Genomic DNA, 12,590 nt, shown 5'->3' with positions numbered 1-12,590 from the left:
ACGGCGTGACGGATCGGCCCCGCGTACGTCCATTTTCGGCCGGTCACGGAGACTCCCCCCGGGGTGAGGACCCCGGGGCATGACCCCGGCGCCCGGCTCCTTCGAGATTCTCTCCCCGCTGGCGCGGACCCGGCCGCGGCCCGCCCTCACGGCGACACTGCGTGCCGCGCTCCACTCCCATCGGCTCCTGCTGCTCAAGGCCCTGCTCGTCAGGGCCGACCGCACGGGCGACCGTCTCTCGGCCGCTGTGCGGCGCCGGCTGGAGGACGACTGGACGCTCCTGGTCCGGGCCGAACAGACCGACGCGGCCGCCGTACGGGACGTCGTCGACTACCCGACCATCGGCGCCTGGCTGGCCGAGGCCCTGGCCGCGCCCGACGGGCCGGAGTTCGAGGAGCACCTGGGCCGGCTGACCGGGCCGGCGCTGGCCGCAGCGGTGCGCGCGGGCTGCCGTTTCGGGACCGAGCGCGTCCTGACCGCCCCCACACTGAACCTTCCCGGCCTCGGCCTGCTGCGCTGCCGTCCCGGCCACGTCACCCTGACCGCGGGCGCGGACGGCCTGCGCGTCACCGCCGACGGCGACTGCGTCCTCGCCACCCCCGTCGCCGGACCGAACCCGCGCGCAGGGAACGGCGCCCTGTCCTGGTCCGCGCTGCGGCGCCTGCCCGACAGCACGGCCGTCCTCGACGACCAGGACCCCTACCGGGCCCCGCCCGACGGGATCGGGCCCGCGGCCCTGCGTGCCGCCGAACGCCCCCACACCGACCACCCGGCCTGGGCCGCGCGCTGGCGCGACGCCCGGGTCCTGCTGTCGGCCACCGACCCCGGGCGCGTCGCCGAGACCACCGCCCTCGTACGGGCCGTCGTACCCCTGGCGACCCCGGCCCGCCCCGGCACACCCACCAGCGCCACCCTGCACACCGCCCCCGGAGCCGTCCTCAGTCAGCTGCCCGCCACCCCTGCGGACCTGGTGGAGCTGCTGGTGCACGAGACGCATCACACCAAACTGGCCGCGCTCGACGAACTGCTCCCGCTGTGCCGCCCCGACGGCCGCACCCTGCACCGCGTCGGCTGGCGGCGCGACCCGCGCCCCGTCCCCGGCGTCCTGCAGGGCGCCTACGCCCATCTGGCGCTGCTGGACCTGTGGCACCGGGCCCGGGACTCGCCCACCTCCTTCACGGCGTGGCGCCGACGGGCCGCCGAGCGCTTCGAGGCCCACCGCGAGCGGGTGGGCGAAGCCTTGTCCATCTTGCGCGAATCCGATGAACTGACCTCTGCAGGAAGGGAGTTCGTCCACGGCATGGTCGCCTGTCATGAAAGGCTCGGCAGTGCGGCCGACCGGCCGGGTAACCCTGCGTAGAACGTCGATTGCGTTACGTTATGCGGTGCGGCCGTCCGACAGGGAGACAGCCGCAGGAACAAGGAGCGGCGATGGCGGAACAGCGGCGGTCGGGCGGGGACGGAGCGGCGGCCTCCGAGCACTTCCTCGTGGTCTTCCCGGGGTACCACCGCTCATGGGCAGCCTGGATCGCCCACTGCCTGGAGCGCAACGGCCACCGGGCCACCCTGCAGCGCTGGGACCCGCCCCGCGAGGTGCCGCTGGAGGACTCCCTCGGTGACCTGCTGCTCGCCCGGGGCCGGGTGCTGCTCGTCCTCAACGACTGGTTCTTCGAACTGGGCCCCCGCCCCGCGGGCGAGTGGAACGACGTGCTCCGCGGATTCGTCGCCGCCAACTCCGAGCGCTTCGCCGCCGTCAACCTCACCAACCGCCCGCTGCTGCCCGCCACCGCCGTCCTGGAACCGGCCAGCCTGTGGGGGCTCGGCGAGGCCGCCGCCGAGGAGCGGCTGCTCAGCAGACTCGGCCTGGAGCGACTGCGCCCGCCGCGTGCCACGCAGGGCCGCGTCCGCTACCCCGACACCCGCGCCGAGATCTGGGGCGAGATCCCGCGCCGCAACCCCCGCTTCACCGGCCGCGACGACCTGCTGAACGAACTGCACCAGCGCCTCGCCGACGCCGAGCGCGGCGCCGCCGCCTGCGCCCTCGTCGGAATGTCAGGCATCGGCAAGACCCAGCTCGGAGCCGAATATGCCCACCGCTTCAGCACCGACTACGACCTGGTGTGGTGGGTCAACAGCGACGACCGCAACATCCAGCGTGACCGCCTCGGCGAACTCGCCGTGGAACTCGGCCTGAGCATCGGCAACGAGCCCGGCGAACGCATCCGCGCCGTGCGCAACGCCCTGCGCCGCGGCGAGCCGTACGCCAACTGGCTGGTCATCTTCGACGGCTGGGACGACGTCGAGGGCGCCGCCGCACTGCTGCCGCAGGGCCCCGGACACGTGCTGATCACCTCCCGCAACCGCGGCTGGAGCGAGCACACCGACGTCCTGGACATCCCCGCCTTCGTCCGCCCGGAGTCCACCGGCTACCTGATGCGCCGCGCCCCGCACATCACCGCCGCCGAGGCCGACGAGGTCGCCGCCGAGTTCGGGGACGTCCCGCTGCCGCTGGTGCAGGCCGCCTCCTGGCTCGGCGAGTCGGGCATGGAGGTGTCGGAGTACCTGCGGATGGTCCGCGAACGCAAGCTGTCCACGGTGGACGAGCCCGCCGCCACCGGCGACGGCTACCCGCAGTCGTCCCTCACCTCCTGGTCGATACTGCTCAACCGGCTGCGGCGGGCCCAGCCCCAGGCCATCGACATCCTCAGCCTGTGCACCTCGTTCGCCCCCGGCCGTATCCCGCTCGGCCTGATCCGCGCCTACCCGCGGGCCGAACTGCCCGAGGAACTGCGCTGGATGACGACCGACCTGCCGGCCTGGACCCGCGCCCTGGACACCCTGGTCAACTACTCGGTGCTCACCCGCGAGACCCGCGGTCCTCTCGCCGCGGAGATGGGCCCGCACCAGGAGTCGGTCCACATGCACCGGCTGGTGCACGACATCGTCTCCAAGCTCACCAGCGACGACAACCGCGACCTGCACCGCAGGGCCGTGCGCACCCTCCTCGCCGAGGCCGACCCCGGCAACCCGGCCGACAGCCGTACCTGGCCGACGTACGCCGAACTGCTGCCCCATCTGGAGCCGTCCGGCGCGCTGGAGAGCCGCCAGCCGCGTGTGCAGGAACTGGTCCTGAACTGTCTGCGCTACTGCGTGCGCAGCGGCGAGTACAACGGCGGCCTGGCGCTGGCCCGGCGGGTCAGGGAGTGGTGGCCGCGGTTCATGGACCCGGTGGACCAGCCCATGCTGGATCTCGCCACCCAGGAGGGCAACCTGCTGCGGGCCGGCGGCCGGTTCCGCGACGCCTACGAACTGCACCGGGGCGTCCTGGCCAAGCTCCAGGAGGCCCCCGAGCGCGACCCGCTCGGCGAGCTCGTCACCAAGAGCGCCGTCGCGGCCGGCCTGCGCCACCTCGCCCGCTACGAGGAGGCCTACGAACTCCAGCGCGAGGTGCTGGAGGGCAACGAGCAGCTCCTCGGCGCCGAGGAGCCCCAGACCCTCGTCGCCCGGCACAACCTGGGCGTCGCCCTGCGGCTCCTGGGTCGCTACGCGGAGGCTCTGGAGCTGGACCTGGAGACCCTCACCCGACGCGAGAGCGTGCTGCGCGCCCGGCACATCACCACCCTCAACTCGGGCAACGCCGTCACCCACGACCTGCGACTGCTCGGCCGCTACCGCGACGCCCTCGCCCGGCAGGAGCCGATCGTCCGCCTCCACGTGCAGGTGCTCGGCGCCCAGCACCCGCAGACCCTCGCCGCACGCGCGCAACTGGCCATGTGCCGCCGCCGCGAGAGCGGGGCCTCACCGGACGTCGGCCCCTCCATGGCGAGCCTGCTGGACCAGCTCGTCCAGCTGCACGGCCGCGAGCACTACCTCACCCTGTCGTTCATCACCAACTACGCCAACTTCCTGCGCGAGCACGGCGACCTCACCCAGTGCCGCCGGCTCATCGACGAGGCCGAGGCCGGCTATCGCGCCCTGCTCGGTCCCGCCCACCCCGTCGCCACCGGCATGCTCAGCAACACCGGGCTGGTCATGCAGGCCGCCGGGGAACGCGCCGAGGCCCTGTCCATGTTCGAGGCCGCGCTGGCCGGCCTCACCGCCACCCTCGGCCCCGACCACCCGTGGGTGCTGGGCTGCGCCCTCAACGCGGCCAGCGGACGCAACTTCACCGGCCGGATCTCCGACGCGGTGGAACTGAGCCGCGACACCCTGCGCCGCGCCCGCCACACCCTCGGCGAGGATCACCCGCTGACCCTGTCCTGCACGGTCGCCCTCGCCGCGGACCTGCGCGCCGCCCGCGAACAGGAAGAGGCCACCAAGCTGGAGGAAACCGGCCTCCTCGCTCTCACCCGAGCCCTCGGCGCCCAACACCCCCACACGATCTCGGCCCGCCAGCGCACAAGGCCGTACTGGGACTTCGAACCGTACCTGGGCTGAAAGCGCCCCCAAAGGGGCGCGGGGAACGGCGCGACCAGCCATCCACAACCCGCACCCGCACACGAACAGCACAACCCCGTTGGGTAGGCGAAAGGGCCCGCCCCCGAGCAAGAACTCGGGGCCGGGCCCTCAGGGCTGCTGAACCGCCGGAGGCTTACGCCTCGAACACCTCACGCACCAGCTGCTCCTGCTCGGCCTGGTGCCGCTTCGCGGAGCCCACCGCCGGGGACGAGCCGTGCGGGCGCGAGATGCGCCGCAGTCGCTCGCCGTGGGGGACGTCCGCGCCGACCGCGAGGTCCAGGTGGTCGATCAGGTTGAGCGCGATGAACGGCCAGGCACCCTGGTTCGCCGGCTCCTCCTGGGCCCACAGGTACTTCTCGGCGTTCGGGTACTTGGCGATCTCCGCCTGGAGCTCGGCACCCGGCAGCGGGTACAGCCGCTCGATGCGGATGATCGCCGTGTCCGTGACGCCGCGCTTGACCCGCTCGGCCTCCAGGTCGTAGTAGACCTTGCCCGCGCAGAAGACGACCTTGCGGACGGCCGCCGGGTCCACCGAGGCGTCGCCGATGACCGGGCGGAACTGGCCCGTGGTGAACTCCTCCGCCTTCGACGCGGCGGCCTTCAGGCGCAGCATCGACTTCGGGGTGAAGACGACCAGCGGCTTGTGGTGCGGGTTGTGCACCTGCCACCGCAGGAGGTGGAAGTAGTTCGACGGCGACGTCGGCATGGCGACCGTCATGTTGTTCTGCGCGCACAGCTGGAGGAAGCGCTCCGGGCGGGCCGAGGAGTGGTCCGGGCCCTGGCCCTCGTAGCCGTGCGGGAGGAGCAGCGTGACGCCGGAGGTCTGGCTCCACTTCTGCTCCGCCGAGGAGATGAACTCGTCCACGACCGTCTGCGCGCCGTTGACGAAGTCACCGAACTGCGCCTCCCAGAGCACCAGCGCGTCCGGGCGGGCCAGCGAGTAGCCGTACTCGAAGCCCATGGCCGCGTACTCGGACAGGAGCGAGTTGTAGACGTTCAGCCGCGCCTGGTCCTCGGAGAGGTACTGCAGCGGCGTGTACTCCTCGCCGGTGCTGCGGTCGATGATGACCGCGTGGCGCTGGCCGAAGGTGCCGCGCTGGGAGTCCTGGCCCGCGAGGCGGACCGGCACGCCCTCGAGGAGCAGCGAACCGAAGGCCAGGGTCTCGCCCATGCCCCAGTCGATGGTGCCGTCCTCGACCATCGCCGCCCGGCGCTGCAGCTGAGGCAGCAGACGCGGGTGGACGGTGATGTGGTCCGGGACGTTGACCTGGGACTCGGCGATCCGCTTGACGACCTCCGCGGACACCGCGGTGTGCACGGCGACCGGGAACTCGGGCTGCGCGTCGGGGACCTCCACCGCGGCCGGCTGCGAGGTGGCCTCGCGGACCTCGGTGAAGACCTTCTCCAGCTGGCCCTGGTAGTCCTGCAGCGCCTGCTCGGCCTCTTCCAGGGTGATGTCGCCGCGACCGATGAGGGACTCGGTGTAGAGCTTGCGCACCGAGCGCTTCTTGTCGATCAGGTCGTACATCAGCGGCTGGGTGAAGGCCGGGTTGTCCGACTCGTTGTGACCGCGGCGGCGGTAGCAGATGAGGTCGATCACCACGTCCTTGTTGAACGCCTGGCGGAACTCGAAGGCCAGCCGCGCGACGCGGACCACGGCCTCCGGGTCGTCGCCGTTCACGTGGAAGATCGGGGCCTCGATCATCCTCGCCACGTCCGTCGCGTACATCGACGAGCGGGAGGACTCGGGCGCGGCCGTGAAGCCGACCTGGTTGTTGATGACGATGTGGACCGTGCCGCCGGTGCGGTAGCCCCGCAGCTGCGACATGTTCAGGGTCTCGGCCACCACGCCCTGGCCCGCGAAGGCCGCGTCGCCGTGGATCGCCACCGGCAGGACGGTGAAGTCCGTGCCGCCCTTGTTGATGATGTCCTGCTTGGCGCGGGAGACGCCCTCCAGGACCGGGTCCACCGCCTCCAGGTGCGAGGGGTTCGCGACCAGGGAGACCTTGATCTGCTCGCCGTCCAGGCCCGTGAAGGTGCCCTCGGCGCCCAGGTGGTACTTCACGTCGCCGGAGCCGTGCATCGACTTCGGGTCGAGGTTGCCCTCGAACTCGCGGAAGATCTGGGCGTACGACTTGCCGACGATGTTGGCGAGGACGTTCAGCCGGCCGCGGTGGGCCATGCCGATGACGACCTCGTCCAGGCGCGACTCGGCAGCGGAGTCGAGCACCGCGTCGAGCAGCGGGATGACGGACTCGCCGCCCTCCAGCGAGAAGCGCTTCTGGCCGACGTACTTCGTCTGCAGGAAGGTCTCGAACGCCTCGGCCGCGTTCAGGCGGCGCAGGATGCGCAGCTGCTCCTCGCGCTCCGGCTTGGCGTGCGGGCGCTCCACGCGGTCCTGGATCCACTTGCGCTGCTTGGGGTCCTGGATGTGCATGAACTCGATGCCGGTGGTGCGGCAGTACGAGTCGCGCAGCACGCCGAGGATGTCGCGCAGCTTCATCATCGACTTGCCGGCGAAGCCGCCGACGGCGAACTCGCGCTCCAGGTCCCACAGGGTGAGGCCGTGCTCGACGATGTCCAGGTCGGGGTGCTTGCGCTGGCGGTACTCCAGCGGGTCGGTGTCGGCCATGACATGGCCGCGGACCCGGTAGGAGTGGATCAGCTCGAAGACACGGGCGGCCTTGGTGACGTCGTCGTCGTGCGACGCGTCGATGTCCTTCAGCCAGCGGACCGGCTCGTACGGGATCCGCAGCGCCTCGAAGACGTCGTCGTAGAAGCTGTTCTCGCCGAGCAGCAGGTTGGCGACGACGCGCAGGAACTCGCCGGAGGCGGCGCCCTGGATCACCCGGTGGTCGTACGTCGAGGTCAGCGTCATGACCTTCGAGACGCCGAGCTTGTTCAGGGTGTCCTGGGAGGTGCCCTGGAACTCGGCCGGGTAGTCCATGGAGCCGACGCCCATGATCACCGACTGGCCGGGCATCAGACGCGGCACGGAGTGGACCGTGCCGAGGCCGCCCGGGTTGGTCAGGGAGACCGTGACGCCGGTGAAGTCGTCCATCGTCAGCTTGCCGTCACGGGCGCGGCGGACGATGTCCTCGTAGGCCTGCCAGAACTCGAAGAAGTTCAGGGTCTCGGCCTTCTTGATGGCCGCGACGACGAGCTGGCGGTCGCCGTTGGGCTTCACCAGGTCGATGGCGAGGCCCAGGTTGACGTGCGCCGGCTTGACCAGCGTCGGCTTGCCGTCCTTGATCTGGTACGACCAGTTCATCGACGGCATCGACTTGATCGCCTGCACCATCGCGTACCCGATGATGTGCGTGAAGGAGATCTTCCCGCCGCGGGCGCGCTTGAGGTGGTTGTTGATGACGATGCGGTTGTCGAACAGCAGCTTCACCGGGACGGCGCGGACCGAGGTGGCGGTCGGCATCTCCAGCGAGGCGTCCATGTTCTTCGCGACGGCGCCGGCGGGGCCGCGCAGCGTCACGAACTCCGGACCGGCCGGGGCCTCGGTCGCCGGGGCGGCCTTGGCGGCGGCGGCCGGCTTCGGGGCCGGGGCAGCGGCGGGCTTCGCCGGAGCCGGAGCCGGAGCGGCCGGGGCCTGCGCGGCCGGGGCCTGAGCCGGGGCGGCCGGTGCCGGGGCGGCGGGCGCGGGCGCGGCGGCCTGTGCGGGAGCCGCCGCGGTCGCGGCCGGAGCCGTGGTGGGGGTCTCCGCGGCCCCCGCGGCCGCGGCACCCGACGCAGCCTGGGACGCGGCGGCCCCGGGCTTGTAGTCGGCGAAGAAGTCCCACCAGGCACGGTCTACCGAATTCGGGTCCTGGAGGTACTGCTGATAGATCTCGTCGACGAGCCACTCGTTGGCGCCGAACGCGGCCGCGGGGTTCTTGCCCGCTTGGTCGGCGTCGGTCGAGATGCTCGATGAGTTACTGGGGGACTGTGGCGACACGGCGGCAACCGCCCTCTTCCGCTTCACAAGGTGATGGACAGCGGGAATAAAGGCTACGCCTCCCAGACCGAGAAGGTCAGGTCGGGCCCGTTCATCGTCGCGTAAGTCACATTGCAGGGGGTGTTTCGGCGCCGTAAATGGCGGGAAACAAGCGGGGTTCCGCTTCTGTGAGGGTACGCAAAGGGTGCGTCGATGCAGGTCCGGCGCCTGATCGGCGCGGACCTGTGCCTGATCACACGTGTCCGTCAGCGCGGACGCTCGTGGATCTTGGGACTGCGGTTCGAACCCTACGTCAACTTCCCGACCGGGGGATCCCCGGAAGGCTGACAAGGATCCGGCAGCCCCGCTCGGATTCGGCCACTCCGATCCGGCCGCCGTGCAGATCCACCGCCCAGCGCGCGATCGCCAGCCCCAGACCGGTGCCGCCGTCGCTGCCCGGGCCGTGCGGCCGGGTCACCGCGCCGCGGTTGAACCGCTCGAAGACCTTGTGCCACTCCGACCGCGGAATGCCGGGGCCCTCGTCGAGGACCTCCAGTTCCAGCGACTCCGGATACGCCCCGCGCCGCGCCTTGACCGTGACCCGGCCGTGCGGCGGGCTGTGCTTGACCGCGTTGTCGATGAGATTCGCCACGACCTGGTGGATGCGCTCGGGGTCGGCGTGCGCGGTCAGCTCCGGCGGCGACACGTCCAGCGCCAGATGCACGTCCGCGCGGGTGTGGCTGCCCGAGCCGGAGGCGATCCCCGCGCGCGCCGAGGCGACCATGTTGGCCTCCTTCAGCACGCCGGAGAGGTACGGCCACACCTCGAAGCGGCGGGTCTTGAGGGGGACGACGCCGTTGTCCAGCCGGGACAGGTCCAGCAGCGTCTCCACCAGCCGGCCGAGCCGCTCCGTCTGCTTCAGGGCCGTGCGCATCGTCTCGGGGTCGGCCTCGGTGACCCCGTCCACGATGTTCTCCAGCACCGCCCTGAGCCCCGCGATGGGGGTGCGCAGCTCGTGCGAGACGTTCGCCACCAGCTCCTTGCGCTGCCGGTCCTGCGCCTCCAGCTCGTCGGCCATCACGTTGATGGTCTGGGCCAGGTCGCCCAGCTCGTCCCGGCGGTTCTCACGCACCCGGCGCGTGTAGTCGCCGTACGAGATCGAGCGCGCCACCAGATTCATCTCGTCCAGCGGCGACGTCAGCGAGTGCGCCACGAACTGCGTGATCAGCAGCGTGGCGATCATCGAGAAGACGGTGATGAAACGCAGCTCCGTCTTCGTGTGCACCGCGATCACCGAGAGGCCGGTGGTGATCAGCACCGAGATGACGACCAGCGCGCCCAGCTTGGTCTTGATCGAGAACGGGCGTACGCCGCCCCAGGGCTCCCCGGGGCTCCTCCGTGCGGCTCTCCGCCCGTCGCTCATGGCGTCGGCGTCTCCAGCGCGTAGCCCACGCCGTGCACCGTACGGATCCGCTCCGCGCCGATCTTCCGGCGCAGCGCCTTGATGTGGCTGTCGACGGTCCGGGTGCCCGAGGCGTCCGCCCAGTCCCACACCTCGGCGAGGAGCTGCTCGCGGGAGAGCACCGCGCGCGGCGTGTTCGCCAGGCAGACCAGGAGGTCGAACTCGGTCGGCGTCAGATGGACGTCCTCGCTGCGGACGCGTACCCGGCGCTGCGCGTGGTCGATCTCCAGCTCGCCGAGTCGGAGGATGCCGCTGCGGGGCGTCGTCGCCGCCAGTGCGGCGCGCTCGACTCTGCGCAGCAGGACGTGCACGCGCGCCGCCAGCTCGCGCATCGAGAACGGCTTCGTCATGTAGTCGTCCGCGCCGACGCCCAGGCCGACCAGCATGTCCGTCTCGTCGTCACGCGCCGTGAGCATCAGCACCGGCACCGGGCGCTGGGCCTGCACGCGGCGGCAGACCTCCAGGCCGTCGAAGCCGGGCAGCATGATGTCGAGGATCAGCAGGTCCGGCTGCCAGGCCTCGGCCGTGTCGACCGCGGCCGGTCCGTCGCCTGCGGTTTGCACCAGAAATCCCTCGGCGCGCAGGCGGGCCGCGATGGCGTCGACGATCGTCGCGTCGTCCTCGACCACCAGCACCCGGCGCTGCGCGCCCGGTGAGGTCGTCGCCGTGCCGTTGTTGTGGGAGGTGTGTGTCTGCTCCATCGCCCGCCCCTGAAGTGTGCTTTCCGGAATCAGTGGGGTGATCCCATGTCTGCGATTGACGCTTGAATGATCGGCGTCAGGGAAGCAGCGTACGGGGAGTCACCACGGCATTGCTATTCAGGTCGGATGCCGAGGTGCACGACGTCCGGAACGCCCCGGGCAACGGGGATCTCTTCGGTACGCACACGTTGGAATCCGGCATTCCACAAGGTTTCTTCAAAACCCGGGGAGGGCTGGGCGGACCATACGGCGAGTACCCCGCCGGGTCTCAACGCCCTTGCGCAGCTTGCCAGTCCGGGGGGTGAGTAGAGGCTGTCGTTGCCCTCCGAGACGGTCCAGTCGGGGCCGTTGTCGATGTCGAGGCAGAGGGCGTCGTACGTGGCGTATGTCTCATTGACGTGTGTGAGGAGATCGGCCTCGACGATCCGGGTGCGGGGATCTTTCAGTGCCTCGTCGGAAAGTTCCGTGAGGGGGCCGTCCCGATGCCAGTCGATGACGGCGCGCTCCCGCTCGACCACGGTGATGCGTCCCCAGCGGGGGTTCGCTGTGGCGTGTGCGAGCGAGAAGCCGACGCCCAGGCCGCCGACCAGCAGGTGAGGGCGGGGTCTGTCGTCGAGGGCGTCCAGTGCGGCGTCGACGAGCAGGCGCTCCGAGCGTCCGTCCGAGGTGTCCATCAGGAAGCAGCCGTTGGCGATGATCTGCAGCAAATTTCCGTGCCGGCGCAGGACGATCTCACCGTACGGGCCCTCGCGACGGTCCAGGACTTCGGGGATGTCGTAGGAGGTGGCCATCCGGCCATCCTGGCACTTTCCTGACGGGGTGTCGGGGGAATTGGGGCCGGCTCAGGCTTTGGTGGCTTCGACCACCGGATGCCTGCGGCGGCCTGCGCGGCTTCGGTGGGGGCTGATGTAGCGCATTCGGTTCGGTTGTGGGCCGGGGCCGGGCCGGGGGGTTGTCCGTCCTCGGTCCGGCGATCTGGTCGGCTACAGGGGTCGAACTGGGTTTCCGCCGGCCGCTGCGGGCGGACAACCCCCCGTCCCGTCCCCTCCCCGCCGTACGCGACTGACCGCATTGCCCACCGCCCGTGGTGGCTTACGGCCGTACGCGGCTGACGGTGGCGTCCTTAAGGGGCGCGGGGAACTGCGCGACCAGCCGACGACGGCCCGCGGTCGCATACGGCGGGAACGGCCCACGTCCTTTAGGGGCGCGGGGAACTGCGCGACCAGCCCACGGCGGCCCGCGGTCGCATACGGCGGGAACGGCCCACGTCCTTTAGGGGCGCGGGGAACTGCGCGACCGGCCCACGACGGCCCGCGGTCGCATACGGCGGGAAGGGGGCAGGTGGGATGGCGGTCGGGGCGCGGGGCCCCGGGTCAGTGGGGTCCCTCGCTGCCCAGGTGCTTCGCGCTGGTCAGGAGGGCCTCCACGCGCCAGCCCAGTGACTCGTACAGGCCGCGCCCAGCGGGTGTGCCGGCCAGTACGGCGGTGTGGGCACCCTGGGTGGCGGCGGCGTGGTGGAGGGTGCGCATGATCACGGAGCCGAGGCCCCTGCGGCGGTGGTGGGGGGCCGTTTCGATCTGGTCGGCCACGGCGGTGGGGCCGGTCACCGCGATCTGGCCGCGGGCGGCGAGGGAGCCGTCCTCGGCGGTGAGCATCACGCGGGTCACCCCGGCCCTCGTCCAGGAGGTGAGGCGGTAGCCGGAGGGGGTGTCGGGGGCGGCCGTCGAGGTGAGGGGGAGGGACATCAGGTAGCCGGTCTCGGGGTCGATCCACCAGTTGCCGCGCAGCCAGCCCGCCGTGTCGGCCGGGTCGCGGAAGATCTTCAGCCAGACGCCCTCACCGGTCACCGAGTCGGCCACCTTGCGGACGACCGTCTCCTCGACGTCGTCGCCGACCGCCCCGAGGACGTGCCGGGTGACCTCCTTCAGCTGGCCCGAGTCGATCGTCCAGCCCCAGGGCTCGGCGTACGGCTCCGCCGCCCCGCGCGAGACGACCCAGCCGTCGATCCAGGCCCGTACGAACTCGTTCATGTCCCGCCCCCGTA

General features: G+C 71.3%; 7 protein-coding genes. 2 read left to right on the top strand and 5 right to left on the bottom strand.

Features of this window, described 5'->3' with window-relative positions; genetic code table 11:
* Positions 1-79 precede the first annotated feature (79 nt).
* Both ACIQ6Y_RS25445 and fxsT read left to right on the top strand, forming a co-directional pair.
* A complete protein-coding gene (locus tag ACIQ6Y_RS25445; RefSeq protein ID WP_404042283.1) occupies positions 80-1,360 on the top strand; it encodes an aKG-HExxH-type peptide beta-hydroxylase in 1,281 nt (426 codons plus the stop codon).
* A 71-nt stretch (positions 1,361-1,431) separates the two neighbouring features.
* The gene (gene fxsT, locus ACIQ6Y_RS25440; RefSeq protein WP_404042282.1) at positions 1,432-4,437 is read left to right on the top strand and encodes an FxSxx-COOH system tetratricopeptide repeat protein; all 3,006 of its coding nucleotides are present in this window, start codon (positions 1,432-1,434) and stop codon (positions 4,435-4,437) included.
* Between the two features lie 154 nt (positions 4,438-4,591).
* On the opposite strand, the gene ACIQ6Y_RS25435 is transcribed toward fxsT, so the two are convergent.
* From ACIQ6Y_RS25435 to ACIQ6Y_RS25415, 5 genes are all read right to left on the bottom strand, one after another.
* Positions 4,592-8,404, bottom strand: coding sequence for a multifunctional oxoglutarate decarboxylase/oxoglutarate dehydrogenase thiamine pyrophosphate-binding subunit/dihydrolipoyllysine-residue succinyltransferase subunit (locus tag ACIQ6Y_RS25435; protein ID WP_404042281.1), 3,813 nt, complete (start codon positions 8,402-8,404; stop codon positions 4,592-4,594).
* Between the two features lie 292 nt (positions 8,405-8,696).
* Positions 8,697-9,806, bottom strand: coding sequence for an ATP-binding protein (locus ACIQ6Y_RS25430; RefSeq protein WP_404042280.1), 1,110 nt, complete (start codon positions 9,804-9,806; stop codon positions 8,697-8,699).
* Positions 9,803-10,546: a response regulator transcription factor gene (locus ACIQ6Y_RS25425; protein WP_404042279.1), complete on the bottom strand. Its 744-nt coding sequence runs from the start codon at positions 10,544-10,546 to the stop codon at positions 9,803-9,805. Before ACIQ6Y_RS25425 ends, ACIQ6Y_RS25430 begins: the two co-directional genes overlap by 4 nt.
* Positions 10,547-10,659: 113 nt before the next feature.
* Positions 10,660-11,337, bottom strand: a complete 678-nt coding sequence (locus ACIQ6Y_RS25420) for a spermidine synthase (protein WP_404042278.1) — start codon at positions 11,335-11,337, stop codon at positions 10,660-10,662.
* Positions 11,338-11,919: 582 nt separating this feature from the next.
* Positions 11,920-12,576: a GNAT family N-acetyltransferase gene (locus ACIQ6Y_RS25415; RefSeq protein ID WP_404042277.1), complete on the bottom strand. Its 657-nt coding sequence runs from the start codon at positions 12,574-12,576 to the stop codon at positions 11,920-11,922.
* Between the last annotated feature and the right edge of the window lie 14 nt (positions 12,577-12,590).

The organism is Streptomyces sp. NPDC096205, from assembly GCF_044763135.1.
Classification (GTDB): Bacteria; Actinomycetota; Actinomycetes; order Streptomycetales; family Streptomycetaceae; genus Streptomyces.
This window is presented reverse-complemented; position numbering and strand designations above follow the sequence as displayed.